At 72.2% G+C, this 18,740-nt stretch carries 15 protein-coding genes and 2 pseudogenes; 14 read left to right on the top strand and 3 right to left on the bottom strand.

What is annotated here, in order from left to right:
• Positions 1-675: 675 nt before the first annotated feature.
• The 9 genes from ftsW to E1265_RS10050 all read left to right on the top strand — a co-directional run bounded on the left by ftsW (position 676) and on the right by E1265_RS10050 (position 9,557).
• Positions 676-2,031 (top strand): putative lipid II flippase FtsW, encoded by a 1,356-nt coding sequence (gene ftsW, locus E1265_RS10090; protein ID WP_243740664.1) that lies wholly within the window; start codon positions 676-678, stop codon positions 2,029-2,031.
• A 6-nt stretch (positions 2,032-2,037) separates the two neighbouring features.
• Positions 2,038-3,129 (top strand): undecaprenyldiphospho-muramoylpentapeptide beta-N-acetylglucosaminyltransferase, encoded by a 1,092-nt coding sequence (gene murG / locus E1265_RS10085; protein WP_132929917.1) that lies wholly within the window; start codon positions 2,038-2,040, stop codon positions 3,127-3,129.
• A 32-nt stretch (positions 3,130-3,161) separates the two neighbouring features.
• Positions 3,162-3,971 (top strand): FtsQ-type POTRA domain-containing protein, encoded by an 810-nt coding sequence (locus E1265_RS10080; RefSeq protein WP_132929916.1) that lies wholly within the window; start codon positions 3,162-3,164, stop codon positions 3,969-3,971.
• A 302-nt stretch (positions 3,972-4,273) separates the two neighbouring features.
• Positions 4,274-5,533 carry a cell division protein FtsZ gene (gene ftsZ / locus E1265_RS10075; RefSeq protein WP_132929915.1) on the top strand — a complete coding sequence of 420 codons (1,260 nt, stop codon included), beginning with the start codon at positions 4,274-4,276 and terminating at the stop codon, positions 5,531-5,533.
• A 58-nt stretch (positions 5,534-5,591) separates the two neighbouring features.
• Positions 5,592-6,323, top strand: coding sequence for a peptidoglycan editing factor PgeF (gene pgeF / locus E1265_RS10070; protein WP_132929914.1), 732 nt, complete (start codon positions 5,592-5,594; stop codon positions 6,321-6,323).
• Positions 6,324-6,373: 50 nt separating this feature from the next.
• Positions 6,374-7,099, top strand: a complete 726-nt coding sequence (locus E1265_RS10065) for a YggS family pyridoxal phosphate-dependent enzyme (RefSeq protein WP_132929927.1) — start codon at positions 6,374-6,376, stop codon at positions 7,097-7,099.
• 122 nt (positions 7,100-7,221) lie between these two features.
• Complete coding sequence (gene sepF / locus E1265_RS10060) at positions 7,222-7,845, top strand: cell division protein SepF (protein WP_132929913.1); 624 nt, start codon at positions 7,222-7,224, stop codon at positions 7,843-7,845.
• A gap of 73 nt (positions 7,846-7,918) precedes the next feature.
• The gene (locus E1265_RS10055; RefSeq protein WP_132929912.1) at positions 7,919-8,203 is read left to right on the top strand and encodes a YggT family protein; all 285 of its coding nucleotides are present in this window, start codon (positions 7,919-7,921) and stop codon (positions 8,201-8,203) included.
• Positions 8,204-8,252: 49 nt separating this feature from the next.
• Complete coding sequence (locus E1265_RS10050) at positions 8,253-9,557, top strand: DivIVA domain-containing protein (protein ID WP_132929911.1); 1,305 nt, start codon at positions 8,253-8,255, stop codon at positions 9,555-9,557.
• Positions 9,558-9,654: 97 nt separating this feature from the next.
• Here the strand turns inward: E1265_RS10050 and ileS are convergent, their stop codons facing one another.
• Entirely contained in the window at positions 9,655-12,795 is a 3,141-nt protein-coding gene (gene ileS / locus E1265_RS10045; RefSeq protein WP_132929910.1) for an isoleucine--tRNA ligase, read from the bottom strand.
• 451 nt (positions 12,796-13,246) lie between these two features.
• Between ileS and E1265_RS10040 the strand changes: the two genes are divergently transcribed.
• The 4 genes and pseudogenes from E1265_RS10040 to E1265_RS10025 form a co-directional block, all read left to right on the top strand.
• Entirely contained in the window at positions 13,247-13,960 is a 714-nt protein-coding gene (locus tag E1265_RS10040) for a TraR/DksA C4-type zinc finger protein (RefSeq protein ID WP_132929909.1), read from the top strand.
• A gap of 134 nt (positions 13,961-14,094) precedes the next feature.
• Positions 14,095-14,640, top strand: a complete 546-nt coding sequence (gene lspA / locus E1265_RS10035) for a signal peptidase II (protein WP_243740663.1) — start codon at positions 14,095-14,097, stop codon at positions 14,638-14,640.
• 25 nt (positions 14,641-14,665) lie between these two features.
• Positions 14,666-15,628 (top strand): RluA family pseudouridine synthase, encoded by a 963-nt coding sequence (locus E1265_RS10030; RefSeq protein ID WP_132929907.1) that lies wholly within the window; start codon positions 14,666-14,668, stop codon positions 15,626-15,628.
• Between the two features lie 13 nt (positions 15,629-15,641).
• Positions 15,642-16,500 (top strand): annotated as a pseudogene (locus E1265_RS10025) (cation:proton antiporter); the annotation flags it as partial.
• Between the two features lie 40 nt (positions 16,501-16,540).
• On the opposite strand, the gene E1265_RS10020 reads toward E1265_RS10025, so the two are convergent.
• Positions 16,541-17,590, bottom strand: coding sequence for a mechanosensitive ion channel domain-containing protein (locus E1265_RS10020; protein WP_132929906.1), 1,050 nt, complete (start codon positions 17,588-17,590; stop codon positions 16,541-16,543).
• A 110-nt stretch (positions 17,591-17,700) separates the two neighbouring features.
• On the opposite strand from E1265_RS10020, the gene E1265_RS10015 reads away from it, so the two are divergent.
• Positions 17,701-18,279: a dienelactone hydrolase family protein gene (locus E1265_RS10015; protein WP_132929905.1), complete on the top strand. Its 579-nt coding sequence runs from the start codon at positions 17,701-17,703 to the stop codon at positions 18,277-18,279.
• Positions 18,280-18,301: 22 nt separating this feature from the next.
• Here the strand turns inward: E1265_RS10015 and E1265_RS10010 are convergent.
• Positions 18,302-18,740 (bottom strand): annotated as a pseudogene (locus tag E1265_RS10010) (serine/threonine protein kinase); the annotation flags it as partial.

The following is an 18,740-nucleotide window of genomic DNA, read 5'->3' as shown; positions in this document are numbered from 1 at the left end:
GCCGGCCGGGCCACGGGCGCCGAACGGCACGGCCAGGCGACCGTGACGGCCGGCGGGCCCCGCGCGGGAACACCGGACGGCACCGTCGCACGGCCACCCGCCGACACGGTCCCGATCGTCCCGAACCACGACGACCTTCCCTCACCCACGACGACCGCCGACGCGCTCGACCTGGCGGCCGAGTCGCCCGCGCCGCCGCGCGGCGGCGTTCCGCCGACCGCGGCGGGCGTTGGGCGTTCGGCCGTGGCGGTCGAGCCGTCCCCCTCGGCCGGCACGGTTGGCCGGGCGGCGGCTGTGGGTGTTGGTGGTTCCTCCGCGTCGGGCGCGCGGGCCGGTGGTTTGGCCGCGGGCGTGGGTGGGCTTTCCGTGTCGGCTGCGTTCCGGGGGGCCGGGCCGTCGTCGTCGGTTGCCACCGATGTCCTCCCCGGCGTACCGGGGCCGGTGCCACCGGCGCGGTCGCGGCTCACGCCGCCCGCGCAGGGCATCGCACGGGGAACGCTGCGGCGGCTGGTGGGGCGGTGGTCCAACGCCTTGACCGAGGGACCGCTGAGGCGCCTGGTGGCGCCCGGCGGGGCCCTCGGCTTCCGGGCCTGGCCAGAGCCGGCTCTGGCCGGCGTGCCGGGGCCGGTGCCACCGGCGCGGTCGCGGCTCACGCCGCCCGCGCAGGGCGTCGCGTTGCGCGCCGAGCGGCAGGCGCGCGGTGCGGCGGCCCCGCGTCGCGCCGCCGCGCCGCGGCCGGCGCCGCCGCGCAGCCGCACCAGGCCGCCCGCCCAGGGCCGGGCGCCGCGGCCCACGCGGCCCGAGAGGCCGCCCCGCACCAGCCTCGTCAACCGGCTGCGGCGCGCCTGGGACCGCCCCCTGACGGCCTACTACGTCGTCTTCGGCACCGGCCTGCTGCTCACCCTCCTCGGCCTGGTGATGGTCTTCTCCGCCTCCCAGATCCAGGCGCTGCGCTGGGACCTCCCCGCCACCTTCTACTTCCGCAAGCAACTGCTCGCCGCCGCGCTCGGCGCCGTGCTGATGCTGATCGCCTCACGGATCTCGGTGCGGCTGCTGCGCGCCCTCACCTATCCGTTCCTGGCCGGCAGCGTGATCCTGCTGGTCCTCGTGCAGGTGCCCGGCGTCGGCGTCTCGGTCAACGGCAACACCAACTGGATCGCCGTGGGCGGCTCCTTCCAGCTCCAGCCGAGCGAGCTCGCCAAGCTGGCCCTCGTGCTGTGGGGCGCCGACCTGCTCGCCAGGAAGGGCGAGCTGCGGCTGCTCACCCAGTGGCGGCACCTGCTGATCCCGCTGCTGCCCGGCGCCCTGCTGGTCTCCGGCCTGGTGATGGTCGGCGGCGACATGGGCACGGTCGTCATCCTGGTGGCGGTCGTCTTCGCGCTGCTCTGGCTGTCCGGCGCGCCGGTGCGGCTGTTCGGCGGGGCCTTCGCCGTCGTGGCGGTCCTGGGCGCGGTGTTCATCGCCAACAGCCCGCACCGGATGGACCGGATCACCTGCCTCGGCGCCGGCGACGCGGAGCGGTGTCAGCAGGCCGTGCACGGGATCTACGCCCTCGCCTCGGGCGGCTGGTTCGGCTCAGGACTCGGGGCCAGCGTGGAGAAATGGGGCGAACTCCCCGAGCCTCACACCGACTTCATCTTCGCCATCACCGGCGAGGAGCTCGGTCTGGCGGGGACGCTGTCGGTTCTCGGTCTCTTCGCGGCTCTAGGCTATGCGGGTATCCGCGTGGCCGGACGCACGGAGGATGTCTTCGTGAGGTATGCCGCGGGAGGGGTGACGGCCTGGCTGATGGTCCAGACCGTCATCAACATCGGCGCGGTGCTGGGCCTGCTGCCCATCGCCGGGGTGCCTCTTCCGCTGTTCTCCTACGGAGGCTCCGCCCTGCTGCCCACCATGTTCGCCGTCGGGCTGCTGATCGCCTTCGCGCGCAGCGAGCCGGCGGCCAGGGCCGCACTGGCCGCGCGGGAACCCGGGCACAGATGGAAGACGATGAGACGGCGCCGTGCGGTGGCGCCGTCCAGAGAGCGGTGAAATTCGGTGCATGTTGTCGTCGCCGGCGGGGGGACCGCCGGCCACATCGAGCCGGCGCTCGCCCTCGCGGACGCCCTGCGCAGGCGCGATCCCACCGTGGGCATCACGGCCCTCGGCACGGAGCGCGGCCTGGAAACCCGCCTGGTGCCCGAGCGGGGCTACGAACTCGGCCTGATCCCGGCCGTTCCGCTGCCGCGTAAACCGACCCCCGAGCTGTTCACGGTGCCGGGCAGGCTGCGCGGCACCGTGAAGGCGGCCGAGGAGATCCTGGAGCGCACCAAGGCCGACTGCCTGGTCGGCTTCGGCGGCTACGTGGCCATGCCCGGCTACCTGGCCGCCAAGCGGCTCCGGGTGCCGATCGTGGTGCACGAGGCCAACGCGCGCCCGGGGCTCGCGAACCGGATCGGCGCGCGCTACACGCGCTTCGTCGCCGTCTCCACGCCCGACAGCAAGCTGCGGAACGCTCGCTACCTCGGTATCCCGCTGCGCCGCTCGATCGCCACCCTCGACCGGGCCCAGGCGCGGCACGAAGCCCGCGCCTTCTTCGGGCTCGACGCCAACCTGCCCACCCTGCTCGTCTCCGGCGGCTCCCAGGGCGCGCGCCGGCTGAACGAGGTCATCGCCAGCGTGGTGCCGGTGCTCCAGCGGTCCGGGGTGCAGGTGCTGCACGCGGTCGGCCCGAAGAACGAGCTGCCCCAGGTCGACACGATGCCGGGAATGCCCCCCTACATCCCGCTATCGTATGTGGACCGCATGGACCTCGCGTACGCCGCGGCCGACATGATGCTCTGCCGCGCCGGCGCGATGACCGTCGCCGAACTGTCGGCGGTCGGGCTGCCCGCCGCCTACGTGCCGCTGCCCATCGGCAACGGCGAACAGCGGCTCAACGCCCAGCCGCTGGTCAAGGCCGGCGGCGGCCTGCTGGTCGACGACGCCGAGCTGACGGCGGAGTGGGTCAGGGGCAACGTCCTGCCGGTGCTGACCGATCCCGGTCGGCTGCTCGCCATGTCGCGCGCCGCCGCCGAGTTCGGCCGCAGGGACGCCGACGACCTGCTGGTCGGGATGGTGTACGAGGCGATCGCGGCGCGCCGGGCCTAGCCCGGTCGGCGCGGGAACGGGGAGACGAGAGCGTGGCCGAGGCGACCACCGCCAAGCGTGCGGCTGACCGACAGCGGTCGGACCCCGGCCCGCCCTCGCCCCGGCCGCCGCGCCGTCGCCGCTGGCTGCCGGGCCGCCGCCTCACCATCGTGCTCCTGGTGCTGGCGGCCGCCCTCGGCGGCTTCGGCGGCTGGGCGCTCTACGGCTCCTCGTGGCTGCGGATCGAGCACGTCTCGGTCCGCTGGCGGGACGAGGGGCCGCGGAACCTGACGGAGGATCAGGTGCTCGAGGCGGCGGGCGTCCCGCTCGACTCCCCGATGATCTCGCTCGACAAGGACGCCATCCGCCACCGGCTGCTCGACCGGCTGCCCAGACTGGAGTCGGTCGAGGTGGTCCGCGCCTGGCCGCACGGCGTGGGCCTGCGGGTGACCGAGCGGCAGGCCGAGGTGCTGATCCCCGTGGGCGACCGCTACATCGAGGTGGACGAGGGCGGCGTCCGGTTCGGCGAGGTCGCCGAGCCGATCGCCGGGGTGCCGCTGCTCGAACTCGACCTCGACGAGGGGCCGGGCCTCCGGCGGTTCGGCGAGGACGGAATCCGCCGCGAGGCGGTGGCCGTGGCGCTCTCGCTGCCGGACGTGGTGCGGGAGGATCTCCGCGTCATCAGGGCCGCGTCCTTCGACTCCGTCACCCTGGAGTTGACCGGCGACCGCACCGTCTTCTGGGGCAGCTCGGAGGATCCGGAGGCGAAGGCCGAAGCGCTCGCGGCGGTGATGGAAGCGGCCGGCGACGCGCGGCACTTCGACGTCAGCGCGCCCACCGTGCCGGCGGTCTCTGATGATTGACGGAGCGTCGGAAACAGGGCGGGGCGAAGGTCATCCGCGCAGGCAGCACCCTGGTTGGCGACGCGGGAGCGTGATCACATAGGGTGAAAAGAAAAACAGGAGGTTCGGCGTGTTCGTTGAACGCGTACCACTTGTCGACTTAGTGTCCGTTCCTAGGATTCCCGGGAACGACAAGCACGGGTAACCCTAAACTGAAGCGTTAGGGTTCGGGGCGGTCATCCCCACCGTCCCACAGGCATCAGTCGGCGCACTGCGGCTCACGCGGAGCGGCGACACGTAAATCGAGGCGAGAGGCCTTCGACGTGGCAGCACCGCAGAACTACCTCGCAGTCATCAAGGTCGTCGGCATCGGCGGCGGTGGCGTCAACGCCATCAACCGGATGATCGAGGTCGGTCTCAAGGGCGTCGAGTTCATCGCGATCAACACCGATGCGCAGGCGCTGCTGATGAGCGACGCCGACGTCAAGCTCGATGTCGGCCGGGAGCTCACCCGCGGCCTCGGCGCGGGCGCCAACCCAGAGGTGGGTCGCAAGGCTGCCGAGGACCACCGCGAGGAGATCGAGGAGGTCCTCAAGGGGGCCGACATGGTCTTCGTGACCGCTGGCGAGGGCGGCGGCACCGGCACCGGCGGCGCTCCCGTCGTGGCGAACATCGCCCGGTCCCTCGGCGCGTTGACCATCGGCGTGGTCACCCGCCCGTTCACCTTCGAGGGCCGGCGCCGGGCGAACCAGGCTGAGGACGGTATCGCCAGCCTGCGCGACGAGGTCGACACCCTGATCGTCATCCCCAACGACCGGCTGCTGTCCATCTCGGACCGCCAGGTCAGCGTCCTCGACGCCTTCAAGTCCGCGGACCAGGTGCTCCTCTCCGGCGTCCAGGGCATCACCGACCTCATCACCACCCCCGGTCTGATCAACCTCGACTTCGCCGACGTCAAGTCCGTGATGTCGGAGGCCGGTTCCGCCCTGATGGGCATCGGCTCGGCCCGCGGCGACGACCGCGCGGTGGCCGCCGCCGAGATGGCCATCTCCTCCCCGCTGCTCGAGGCCTCCATCGACGGTGCCCGCGGCGTGCTCCTCTCCATCTCCGGCGGCTCCGACCTCGGCCTGTTCGAGATCAACGAGGCCGCCCAGCTGGTGAGCGAGGCGGCGCACCCGGAGGCCAACATCATCTTCGGCGCGGTCATCGACGACGCCCTCGGCGACGAGGTTCGGGTCACCGTGATCGCCGCCGGCTTCGACGGCGGCCAGCCGCCCGCCCGCAGCAGGGACCGGGTGCTCGGCTCGTACGGCTCCAAGGAGGACACCGGCTCCTCCTCTCTCGGCCAGGAGCGTTCCGCGCCCGAGCCCGAGCCGGAGCGGCTGCCGTTCGGCGGCCTCGGCACCCTGCCGTCCCGCGACCAGGGGCCGCTCGGCGACCGGGACTCCTCGCCGGTCGGCGGCGTCGAGCCCGCGCCGGAGCCGGTACGGGAGGCGCCGAAGAGCGCTCCGCAGGTACCCTCGGCCCGCCCGTACGATGGCGGCCAGGTCGAGGAACTCGACGTTCCCGACTTCCTGAAGTGACCGAAAGTGTCGACGGCGGTTCGTGGGAACCGCCGTGTGAGCCCGACGTGATGGACCCGTGATAGACCGACAGACGACGGACAGCGGCGCCCACTTCGCCTTCACCGACCGGTGGGGCGGGGTGAGCGCCGTTCCGTATGACACGCTCAACCTCGGCGGCGCGGTCGGCGACGACCCCGCCGCCGTTCTGGCCAACCGGGAGCTCGCGGCCAAGGAACTCGGCCTCGACCCGGCCGAGGTGCGCTGGATGCGACAGGTGCACGGCCGCACCGTGGCGCTGGCCGACGAACCGTGGCCGGCCGGCGAGCCGCCCGAGGCGGACGGCGTGGTCACCGCGCGCCGGGGGCTCGCGCTCGCGGTGCTGACCGCCGACTGCACGCCGGTGCTGCTCGCCGACCCGGAGGCCGGGATCGCGGGCGCGGCGCACGCAGGTCGGCCCGGACTGCTGGCCGGTGTGGTGCCGGCGACCGTCGAGGAGATGCGCCGGCTCGGGGCGCGCCCGGAGCGGATCGTCGCCAGGACCGGGCCCACGGTCTGCGGCCTGTGCTACGAGGTGCCGGCCGAGATGCGGGAGGCCGCCGAGCTTGCGGTGCCGGGCAGCGGGGCCACCACCCGCGAGGGCACCCCGTCGATCGACATCCCGGCGGGGGTGCGGCGGCAGCTCGCCGATCTCGGCGTCGTGGACGTCGAGCTCTCGCCGGTCTGCACCCGGGAGTCAGCCGACCACTACTCCTACCGCCGCGAGCGGTCCACCGGCCGGCAGGCCAGCTACGTGTGGATCGCCCCGTGAGCGGGGAGCGCGAACCGGGCGAGGCGACCGCGTCCCCCGGTGCGCCGCGCGTGCGCCCGGCGCGCGAGATCGAGTTGGCCACCGGTCTCGCCCGGGTGGAGGAGCGCATCGCCCGCGCCTGTGGCGCGGCGGGGCGCGACCGGGACGACGTGACCCTGATCGTCGTGACCAAGACCTATCCGGCGGAGGACGTCAGACTGCTGGCCGGGCTCGGCGTCCGGGACTTCGCCGAGAACAAGGACCAGGAGGCCGCCGCCAAGGCGGCGGCCCTCGCCGATCTTCCCCTCACCTGGCACTTCGTGGGGCAGTTGCAAACGAACAAGGCGCGTTCCGTGGCTGGTTACGCGGATTTCGTGCATTCGGTGGATCGCGTGCGGCTGGTGGACGCGCTCTCGCGCGCCGTCGCACAACGGGAGCGCGCCCCGCTCAGCTGTTTGATCCAGGTCGCTCTGGAGAAGGAATCCGGCCAGGGCGCCGGCCGTGGCGGCGTCGCCCCCGACGAGGTCCAGGAGTTGGCGGCCGCGCTGTCGGCCGCGCCCGGGCTGCGCCCGGCGGGGCTGATGACGGTCGCGCCGCTCGCCGGCGCGTACGCGGGGTCGCCGGGCGCCGCGTTCGAGCGGCTGATGGAAATCGCGAGGGACCTGCGTGGGGTCGATCCTGCTGCGAACATGGTCTCGGCGGGAATGAGCGCAGACCTGGAGGAGGCGATCGTCGCCGGGGCGACACACGTGCGTGTAGGGAGCGCGGTACTCGGAGTCCGCCCCGCCCTCGGGTAACGTCGCCCAACAGAGGACCACAGCCGAAAATATGGTCATTCCCGGAGTATTCGGGCAGGTTACGTGGATGCACGGCCCCGGAGGTTCGGAGCCGATCCACCACAGAGCGGAGGACGCAGTCGATGGCTGGCGCGATGCGCAAGATGGCGGTCTACCTCGGCCTCGTGGAGGACGACGGCTATGACCGCCCGGGGTACGGCCCCGATGACGAGTTCGAGCCCGAGCCCGAGCCGGAGCGGCCGCGGCGTCAGGAGACGCACGAACCGCCGCGCAGGGAGCGGGCCGAGGAGCCGGTGCGGGTGGTCCACCCGCCGGCCCAGCGCGAGATGGAGCCAACACCCGCTCCGATTCTGGCGGAAAGCAGACGACCCGGGAGGATCGCTCCCGTGTCTTCCATCACATCAGAACGACAGAACGTGGAGAAGAGCGCACCGGTGATCATGCCCAAGGTCGTGTCAGAGCGGGAGCCGTACCGGATCACCACGCTCCACCCCAGGACGTACAACGAGGCCCGTACTATCGGGGAACACTTCCGCGAGGGGACCCCGGTGATCATGAATCTGACCGAGATGGATGACACGGACGCAAAGCGACTTGTCGACTTTGCGGCTGGTCTCGTCTTCGGTCTGCATGGCAGCATCGAGCGGGTGACGCAGAAGGTGTTCCTGCTGTCGCCTGCTAACGTCGACGTAACGGCGGAGGACAAGGCCCGCATCGCGGAGGGCGGGTTCTTCAACCAGAGCTGACGACAGCAGTACCGGAAGCAAGAGTTCCGGCCGAGGGGCCGGGGCATGAGAACAGGGGAGAGGGACAGGCAGGATGGGCATCGTTCAACAGGTGATCCTGATTGCCTTGTACTGCTTGCTCGGCCTGCTGCTCTTCCGTTTGGTGATGGACTACGTCTTCATGTTCGCGCGCTCCTGGCACCCCGGCAAGGCGATGGTGGTCGCCCTGGAGGCCACCTACACTGTCACCGATCCGCCGCTGAAGGCGCTACGGAAGGTCATCCCTCCCCTGAGGTTCGGCGGGGTGGCGCTTGATCTGTCCTTCTTCGTACTCATGATCATCGTCTACATCCTGATCAGCGTCGTGGGCGGGCTGTGAACGAGTACGGTCTTGCCGATATGCCGACGAATCACGTTGAGGTGAAGAGATGCCGTTGACCCCCGAGGACGTGCGGAACAAGCAGTTCACAACCGTCCGTCTGCGAGAAGGCTACGACGAGGACGAGGTCGATGCCTTCCTCGACGAGGTCGAGGCAGAGCTGACCAGGCTGCTGAGGGAGAACGAGGACCTTCGCGCCAAGCTGGCCGCGGCCACCCGGGCGGCGGCCCAGAACCAGCAGAACATGCGTAAACCCGAGCCGCAGGATCGGCCGGGCGGGCCCATGCCCGCCATATCGGGACCGCAGGGCGGCCCGCAGACCCAGCAGATGGGCGGCCCTCCGCAGCTGCCCGCGGGTCCCGGGGGCCCTGGTGGCCCCGGTGGTCCTGGTGGCCCCGGGCAGATGGGCCAGGGTGGCCCGATGGGTCCTGGTGGCCCCGGGCAGATGGGCCAGGGTGGCCCGTTGGGTCCTGGTGGTCCCGGTCAGATGGGTCAGGGCGGTCCGATGGGTCCTGGTGGCCCCGGTCAGATGGGTCAGGGCGGTCCGATGGGCCCCGGCGGTCCGGTCCCGATGGGTCAGGGTGGGCCCATGGGCCAGGGTATGGGTCAGGGCGGTCCGATGGGCCCCGGCATGGGTGGTCCCGGCATGGGCAACCCGGGCCTCGGCGGTCCGCCGCAGATGCAACAGCCCGGTGGCAACGAGAGTGCCGCCCGCGTGCTTTCGCTCGCGCAGCAGACGGCCGACCAGGCCATCGCCGAGGCGCGTTCCGAGGCCAACAAGATCGTCGGTGAGGCGCGCAGCCGCGCCGAGGGTCTGGAGCGGGACGCCCGCGCCAAGGCGGACGCGCTCGAGCGGGACGCCCAGGAGAAGCACCGCGTCGCGATGGGCTCGCTCGAGTCGGCGCGCGCCACCCTGGAGCGTAAGGTCGAGGACCTGCGTGGCTTCGAGCGCGAGTACCGCACCCGGCTGAAGTCCTACCTGGAGAGCCAGCTGCGCCAGTTGGAGAGCCAGTCCGACGACTCGCTCGCCCCGCCGCGCACGCCGTCGCCGTCCGCGCCCTCCCTGCCGCCCTCGCCGTCCCCGTCGCTGGCCTCGGCCGGTGCGCCGGCGGGCCCGGGGCCGATGGGCGGTCAACAGTCCATGGGCGGTGGCCAGCCGATGTCCGGTCTCGCGCCGCACGCCGGTCACCCGGGGCACGTGGGTCCGAGTGGCCCCGGTTCCTACGGCGGGCAGCAGCAGATGTCGCCGGCCATGACCCAGCCGATGGCGCCGGTCAGGCCGCAGGGTCCGCAGCCGATGCAGCAGGCGCCGTCCCCGATGCGCGGCTTCCTCATCGACGAGGACGACAACTGACGCACGCCGGGCGCACAGGGCGCTCGAACAGGGGCGGGGCCCGGATCCAGGATCCGGGCCCCGCCCCTTTCTGCGCGTCGTGCCGGTTCTTCGTGCCTCAGTTCTTCCTGAGCCGGAACGAGCCGCCCAGGGCCTCGTCGCCGAACGGGGCGCCGTAGCCCTCGTCGCCCGTGCCCTCGGCGAAGTCCGTGGCCAGCACCTCGCTGCTGATCAGCGCCTGGTGGTCGGCCAACGCCCGGGTGAGCTCCGGGTCCTCGGTCGTCCAGCGCACCGCGATCCGGTCCACCACGTCGAGACCGCTGTTCTTCCTGGCCTCCTGGATCAGCCGGATCACGTCCCGCGCCAGGCCCGCCCGGCGCAGCTCGGGGGTGATCTCCAGGTCGAGGGCGACCGTGGCGCCGGCGTCCGAGGCCACCGACCAGCCCTCGCGGGGCGTTTCGGTGATGATGACCTCCTCGGGGCTGAGCGGCACCCGCTCGCCCTCGACCTCGACGAAGGCGGTGCCGGCGCGCAGCGCGGCCGAGAGCTCGGCGGCGTCGGCCTGGGCGATGGCCTTCGCCACCGGCTGGGTGCCCTTGCCGAAGCGGCGGCCGAGCGCCCGGAAGTTGGCCTTGGCCGAGGTGTCGACGAGGGAGCCGCCCATGTCGGAGAGCGCGGCGAGGCCCGCCACGTTGAGCTCGTCGGCGATCTGCTCGCGCAGGTCCTCGTCGAGCAGTTCGAAGCCCTGCGCGGCGACCAGCGCCCGGGAGAGCGGCTGGCGGGTCTTCACGCCGGACTCGGCGCGGGTGGCCCGGCCGAGCTCGACGAGGCGCCGCACCAGCAGCATGTCCCTGGACAGGTCGGGGTCGACCAGCGTCGGGTCGGCCACCGGCCAGTCGGTCAGGTGCACCGAGTCGGCGGCGCCCGGGGTCACCGGCACCACCAGGTCCTGCCAGACCCGCTCGGTGATGAACGGCACCAGCGGGGCCATCAGCCGGGTGACGGTCTCCAGCACCTCGTGCAGGGTGCGCAGCGCGGCCGGGTCGGCCTGCCAGAAGCGGCGGCGCGAGCGCCGCACGTACCAGTTGGACAGGTCGTCGACGAAGGTCGAGATGAGCTTGCCCGTGCGCTGGGTGTCGTAGTTCTCCAGGGCCTTGGTGACGGCCTCGACCAGCGCGTTGAGCTCGCTGAGCAGCCAGCGGTCGAGCAGCGGCCGGTCGGCGGGCGCCGGGTCGGACTCGCTGGGGGCCCAGCCGCCGGTGCGGGCGTAGAGGGCCTGGAAGGCCACGGTGTTCCAGTAGGTCAGCAGGGTCTTGCGGACCACCTCCTGGATGGTGCCGTGCCCGACCCGGCGGGCGGCCCAGGGGGAGCCGCTGGCCGCCATGAACCAGCGGACCGCGTCCGCGCCGTGCCGCTCCATCAGCGGGATGGGCTCCAGGATGTTGCCCAGGTGCTTGGACATCTTGCGGCCGTCCTCGGCGAGGATGTGGCCGAGGCAGACCACGTTCTCGTAGGAGGAGCGGTCGAAGACCAGGGTGCCGACGGCCATCAGCGTGTAGAACCAGCCGCGGGTCTGGTCGATGGCCTCGCAGATGTACTGGGCTGGGTAGTGGCGCTCGAACTCCTCGCGGTTGCGGTGCGGGTAGCCCCACTGCGCGAAGGGCATGGAGCCCGAGTCGTACCAGGCGTCGATGACCTCGGGGACGCGGGTCGCGGTCAGCGAGCAGCCCTCGGCCGGGCAGCCGAAGACGACCTCGTCGATGAACGGCCGGTGCGGGTCGAGGCCCGACTGGTCGGCGCCGGTCAGCTCGCTCAGCTCGGCCAGCGAGCCGACGCAGGTCAGGTGGTCCTCGGCGCAGCGCCAGATGGGCAGCGGGGTGCCCCAGTAGCGGTTGCGGGAGAGCGCCCAGTCCACGTTGTTGTTGAGCCACTCACCGTACCGGCCGTGCTTGACGGAATCGGGGAACCAGTTGGTCGCCGCGTTCTCCCTGAGCAGGGCCTCCTTGACCCGGGTGGTGCGGATGTACCAGGAGGGCTGTGCGTAGTAGAGCAGCGGGGTGTGGCAGCGCCAGCAGTGCGGGTAGCTGTGCTCGTAGGCGAGGTGCCGCAGCAGCAGGCCGCGGTCGGCCAGGTCGGCCACCAGCGCCTCGTCGGCCTTCTTGAAGAACTGGCCGCCGACCAGCGGCAGGCCCTCCTCGAACGTACCGTCCATGCGGATCGGGTTGACCATCGGCAGCCCGTAGCCGCGGCAGGTCAGCAGGTCGTCCTCGCCGAAGGCCGGGGCCTGGTGGACCAGGCCCGTGCCGTCCTCGGTGGTGACGTAGTCGGCGAGCACCACGAAGTGGGCCTCGGCGCCGCCGAAGTCGACGAGGTCGAAGGGGCGCTGGTAGGCCCAGCGCTCCATCTCGCGGCCGGTGAAGGTCTGCCCGGTGGCCGACCAGCCCTCGCCGAGCGCCCTGTCGAGCAGGGCCTCGGCGACGACGAGGCGGTCCGTGCCGTCGGTGGCGACGGCGTAGGTGACGTCGGGGTTGACGGCGACCGCCGTGTTGGAGACCAGGGTCCAGGGGGTGGTGGTCCACACCACCAGCGCGGCCTCACCGGCCAGCGGCCCGGAGCGCAGCGGCATCCGGACGTAGACCGAGGGGTCGACGACCGTCTCGTAGCCCTGCGCCAGCTCGTGGTCGGAGAGGCCGGTCTCGCACCGCGGGCACCAGGGGGCGACGCGGTGGTCCTGGCCGAGCAGGCCCTTATCGAAGATCTGCTTGAGCGACCACCACACGGACTCGATGTACTCGGGGTCCATGGTGCGGTAGGCCTCGTCCAGGTCGACCCAGTACCCCATGCGACGGGTCAGCTCGGCGAAGGCGTCGGTGTGCCGGGTGACGGACTCGCGGCACCTGGCGTTGAACTCCGCGATGCCGTACGCCTCGATGTCCGGCTTGCCGCTGAAGCCGAGCTCCTTCTCGACGGCCAGCTCGACGGGCAGGCCGTGGCAGTCCCAGCCGGCCTTGCGGGTGACGTGGTAGCCGCGCATGGTGCGGAAGCGGGGGAACACGTCCTTGAAGACGCGGGCCTCGATGTGGTGGGCGCCCGGCATGCCGTTGGCCGTGGGCGGGCCCTCGTAGAACACCCACTCGGGGCGGCCCTTGGACTGGTCGAGGCTGCGGGCGAAGGTCTGGTCGCGCTGCCACAGCTCGAGCACCTCGTGCTCGAGCGCGGGCAGGTCGACCTGGGCCGGTACGTGGCGGTACTGCGTCATCGGTCCTCCGGCGGACACACACTCTGCGTTCTCCGTCGGAGGGACGAGAGCGCCTGCTCCCGCGGTACCACCCTCCTTGGCCGGGCCCGCCAGCGGCGACCTCGACCCCCTCATTGGGCCGCGACTGCCGGGTCTACTCGCCGTGCCCGGCCGGGACCGGGGGGCTTTCTTCCGACGGCTCGGGGGTGATCTTCACGCCGCGCACGCCCCTGGGCTCACACCGTCCCCAGGTCGCTCACGGCTGCCGGCCGACGCTACTCGTCCCCTTCAACGCCTGTCGCTCGGGCCAGTGTACGGGGCGCGGCCGGGGCACGACGACCGGTTATCCCGGGGCCGGGCGGGGCACAACGCTTGGAGACCGGCGCGCCCTGGTTGCCGCGCGCGGGGAGTCGATTTATCGTTCCGGTCACGATTCGCGAGCAAGATCACACTATGTGAAGGGGCCGCCGCCATGGTGGCAGCGAAGAAGACCACACAGCAGGCGACCGCGGAGCAGTACGACGAGGGGCGGGCGGGGACCGCCAAGAAGGCCACGGGCGGCAAGCGCGCGGCGAAGAAGGTCGCCGGGGCCAAGCCGGCCACCGGTGGCGAGCGCACCACGGGCACCACCGGCAGCGGCAAGCGCACCACGACCACCAAGCGCACGACGGCAGGGAAGACGGGAGCCAAGAAGGTGGCAGCGAAGAAGAGCACCACGCAGGACGTCGCGGTGGACCCGGTGGACGTGGGCGCGGCGGTGCCCCAGGCCCGCGTCTCCGCCGCCGCGCCCGGCGACCTCGCGGTGCGCAGCGGCGAGGACCCCTGGACCCCCGAGGAGGTGGCCGAGGCCCGTGGTGAGCTCGCCGCCGACGCCGATCGGCTGCGCGCCGAGATCGCCGCCGCCGAGGCCGCGCTGACCGGACTGATGCGGGACTCGGGCGACGGCGCCGGCGACGACCAGGCGGACACCGGAACCAAGAACGTCACCCGTGAGCACGAGATGGCCCTGGCCACCAACGCGCGCGAGATGCTCTACCAGACGGAGCGGGCGCTGCAGCGCATCGACGCCGGGACCTACGGCCTCTGCGAGAACTGCGGCCGGCCGATCGGCAAGGCCAGGATGCAGGCGTTCCCCAGGGCCACGCTCTGCGTGGACTGCAAGCAGAAGCAGGAGCGCAGGTTCTAGCGGATCGGCTCAGGCTGACGTTTGTCGCACTGGAGTGTCGTACCCTCATTCCCGTGAGCGAGGCGGAGCGGATCATCGAGACACCGGACGAGCGTCCCACGGCCGAGGAGTCGGACAAATCGGGCGAATCGGTCGTGGATGAGGTCGAGTCGGCCGAGGAGGGCGAGGAGTCCCCGGCGGACCGAGGCCGGCGGCGGATCGGCGTGGTCGCCTGCGTGGCCGCCTTCGCCTACGCCCTCGACCTGATCACCAAGATCCTCGCGGTCGAGTATCTGGAGAACCCGACGCCGCCCAGGACCATCGAGGTCATCGGCGAGTGGCTCCGCTTCGAGGCCGTCCGCAACGCCGGCGCGGCCTTCGGCATCGGCTCCGCCTTCACCATCGTCTTCACGTGCATCGCGGCCGCCGTCATCGTGGTGATCATCCGGCTCGCCCGCCGGCTGTACAGCACGCCGTGGGCCATCGCGCTCGGGCTGCTGCTCGGCGGCGCGCTCGGCAACCTCACCGACCGGATCTTCCGGTCGCCCGGGGCGCTCCAGGGGCACGTCGTCGACTTCATCGCGCCGCAGAACTTCGCGGTGTTCAACCTGGCCGACTCCGCGATCGTCTGCGGCGGCTTCCTGATCGTGCTGCTCTCCTTCCGGGGCCTCGATCCGGACGGCTCCGTGCATCGGGACTGACGGCCCGTCCGGCATACTCGATCAGGTGAGCACGCTTCCCGGACACCCCGAGACGACCCCCGAGATCCGCGCACTGCCCGTACCGGAGGGCCTGGAGGGCGAGCGCGTCGACGCCGCCCTCGCCCGCATGCTGGGCTTCTCCAGGACCAAGGCGGCCGAGCTCGCCGCCGCCGGCAAGGTCAGACTGGACGGCGCCGAGGTCGGCAAGTCGGAGCGGGTGACCGGCGGCTCGTGGATCGAGGTCGAGATGCCCCCGCCGCCCGCCCCGATCCGGGTGGTGGCCGAGCCGGTCGAGGGCATGGTGATCGTGCACGACGACGAGGACCTCGTGGTCGTCGACAAGCCGGTCGGCGTCGCCGCCCACCCGAGCCCCGGCTGGAGCGGCCCCACCGTCATCGGCGGCCTGGCCGCCGCCGGCTATCGCGTCGCCACCTCCGGCGCCGCCGAGCGACAGGGCATCGTGCACCGGCTCGACGTCGGCACCTCGGGCCTGATGGCGGTCGCCAAGTCGGAGCGCGCCTACTCGCGGCTCAAGCAGCAGTTCAGGGACCGGTCCGTGGACAAGCGCTACCACGCGCTGGTCCAGGGCCACCCCGACCCGCTCAGCGGCACCATCGACGCACCCATCGGCCGGCACCCGCAGCACGACTACAAGTGGGCCGTCACTGCCGACGGCAAGCCGGCCGTCACCCACTACGACCTGATCGAGGCCTTCCGCGCCGCCAGCCTGCTCGACATCAAGCTGGAGACCGGCCGCACCCACCAGATCCGGGTGCACATGGCGGCGCACCGCCACCCCTGCGCCGGCGACCTCACCTATGGCGCCGACCCGACGTTCGCCCGCCGGCTCAAGCTGAGCCGGCAGTGGCTGCACGCGGTGCGGCTCGGCTTCACCCACCCCGCGGACGGGCGCTGGGTCGAGTTCACCAGCGACTACCCCGAAGACCTGCGGTTCGCGGTGGAGGCGCTGCGGGCGGAGAGCGCCTGACGGAGGGGCTGCCATGGGCCAGCTGACCCTGCTCTTCGTGCTGGGACTCGGCGCCGTGCTGACCGTTCCGCTCGGCGACCGGTGGGCGGTGCCGCCGCCGGTGCTGATGACGCTGCTCGGCGGGGTCCTCGCCATCCTTCCGTTCGTGCCGGCGGTGGGGTTCCCGCCCGAGCTGATCCTGCCGCTCGTGCTGCCGCCGCTGCTTTACGCGGCGGCCCAGCGCACCTCGTGGCGCCAGTTCCTCGCCAACGTCAGGCCGATCGGTGGCGAAGCGGCTGCACCGGCCCGACTACGTCGAGGAGATCCCGCTCACCTGGCGGGAGACGATGATCATCTGGTGGGCCGGGATCCGCGGGGTGGTGACCGTGGCGCTGGTGCTCGCCCTCCCCTTCGAGGTGGACGGCGGCGGCGACTTCCCCGAGCGGGACGCCATCGTCTTCGTCGCCTTCGCGGCGGTCATCGGCACCCTGCTGATCCAGGCGCTCACGCTGCCCTGGCTGGCCCGCCGGCTCGGCGTGGAGGCCGACACCTCGGCCGAGGAGCGCCTTGAGCACGAGCTGGCCGTGCGTGCCGCCAAGGCGGCGAAGCGGCGGCTGCGCGAGATCGAGTCGCGGTCCGACGTCCCCGAGGAGCTGATCGACGCGCTCTCCAAGCGGGCGTACGACATCGGCGCCCGGATCTCCCCGCGGGTGGCCCAGGAGGAGCGCCGGGAGACCGTGCGGGCCCGGGTCCACCGGCTGCGGCAGCTGCACAGCCTCCACGGCGAGCTGCTGTCCGCGGCCCGCCACGAGGTGCTCGAGGCGCGCCGCGAGCCGGGCGCCGACGCCGAGGTGGTGGACCGGGTGCTGCGCGAGCTCGACCAGCGAAGCCTGCCGCACACGGCACCTAGCTCGGACCGGGCCGGGCGAGGGCTCAGAGGTCGTCGGGGCGCGGCGCCGCCGGGCTCGTGTTGATCCGGGGGAGCGCGTAGGGGTGGTTGTCGCGCAGCCAGGCGACCAACTCCTCGCGGACCGCGCACCGCACCGACCAGGCGTCGCTCGCGTCGGCCGCTGATATCGCCGCCCTGACCTCGATGGTGCTCGCGGTGGTGTCGGTGACCACCAGGTCCCAGTGCCGGCCGTCCCAGTCGGCGCGGCCCTCCAGGAACTCCCCGAGGCGCTTGCGGAGTTCGGACACCGGCGTGGTGTGGTCCAGGTAGAGGAAGACCGTGCCGGTGATCTCGTTGCCGCCCCGCGACCAGTTCTCGTACGGGCGGCTGTTGAAGTACGACACCGGCATGGTCAGCCGCCGGTCGTCCCATATCCGGACGGTGAGGAACGCCAGCGACATCTCCTCGACCGTGCCCCACTCGCCGTCCACCACCACGGTGTCGCCGATCTTCACCGAGTCGCCGAAGGCTATCTGGAGGCCGGCGAAGAGGTTGCTGAGCATCGACTGCGCCGCCACACCGGCGATGATGCCGATCACGCCGGCCGACGCCAGCATCGAGGTGCCCAGCGCCCGCAGGTCGGGGAAGAGCACCAGGATGGTGACGGCGGCGGCCACCACCGCGAGCACCGAGGTGATCACCCGGCGCAGCATCGTCAGCTGGGTTCTGAACTGCCGCACCCTGGCCAGGTCGTGGGTGCGCGCCTCGTAGCGGACCAGGTAGTTCTCGGCGACCGCGCCGGCCGCCCTGATGGTCAACCAGGCGGCGGACGCGATGGCCACCAGGGCCAGCAGGCTGCGCATCACGTCGTTCCGCCGCAGCTCCAGGTCGAACATGTCGTAGGCGACCTGGGTGCCCACCGCTGCCAGCAGCACCTGGAGCGGCAGCTGGCAGCGGCGCAGCAGCCCCCACAGACGCGTGTCGGGGTGCCGCGCGTCGGCCGCGCGCAACGCCCGGTCGATCAGCCAGCCCATGACCACGGTGAGTGTGATGGTGCCGCCGATCGCGAGCAGTGGCCGCAACACGTCGTGCATCGGCGCTCTCAGCTCCTCTTCGCCGCTTCGTGTGGCGGGTCCCGTCGAACCCGCCTGGCAGGATTACGCCTGCCCGGACCCATAGCTATCACCCGAGGGAAATTCGGACCGTGACCGATATCATGCTTTTTCATTCCGTCGTCGGGCTACACCCCGCCGTCGAGGAGGCCGCCGAGCGGCTGCGGGCCGCGGGGCATCGGGTGTTCACGCCGGACCTGTTCGACGGGCGCGTGCCGGAATCGGTCGAGGCCGGCACGGAGCTCAAGGACGAGATCGGCCAGGACGAGATCCTGCGGCGGGCCATCGCCGCCGCGGCCCCGCACTCTGAGGCCGGCCTGGTCTACGCGGGCTTCTCGCTCGGCGCCTGGCTGGCGCAGACCATCGCGCTCGGCGACGAGAAGGCCCGTGGCCTGCTGTTGTTGCACGGCACCGGCGAGGTCCAGGACGACGACGTCGTCGACGGACTCCCGGTGCAGCTGCACGTCGCCGACCCGGACGCGTTCGAGCCGCACGACTGGCTGACCGTCTGGTACCTGAAGATGCGCGCGGCGGGGGCCGACGTGGAGGTCTTCAGATACCGGGGCGCGGGCCACCTCTACACGCACCGGGGGCTGCCCGACCACGACGCGGAGGCCGCCGAGCGCACGTGGCGGGTGGCTGAGGCCTTCCTGCGCGACCTGGACCGATGAGCGTCCGCCGGGGCGGTCCCTCTCACTCCCGTTCACACCGTCCGCTGGGCCCGCCGTCGCCGGGCTGACAGACGTAGACCTTGTCGTCCGGGTTCGTGCTGAGATAGCGCCCGATGCACTGGTTGGCGGTGGTGCGGCCGCGGTCGGCGCAGAACGCGAGGGCCTCGCGGCCGTCGGCGAAGGGGCCGGGCGCGTAGATCACCCAGTAGCCCGGGTTGAGCGAGGCGAACTCGTCGCTCAGCACCACCTCGGCCTCGGGCACGCCCTCGGCGCGGACGGCGGCCAGCCGCTCGTCGCGGACCTCGGGGCCGCTCTCGACCGGCTCGGAGAACAGCTGCGCCATCCAGAAGCCGTCGTCGCCGCCGTCGGGGCTCTCCGGCTCGTCGGGCGTGGTGGGGTCGGCGGTCGTGGGCTCGACCGTCGGGTCCTCGGTGGGCTCGACCGTCGGCTCGGTGGTGGTC

The sequence above is a fragment of the Streptomyces sp. 8K308 genome (genome assembly GCF_004348315.1).
Taxonomy (GTDB): Bacteria; Actinomycetota; Actinomycetes; order Streptomycetales; family Streptomycetaceae; genus Streptomyces.
The sequence above is the reverse complement of the archived record's forward strand: the minus strand, read 5'-3'. Positions and strand labels throughout refer to the sequence as shown.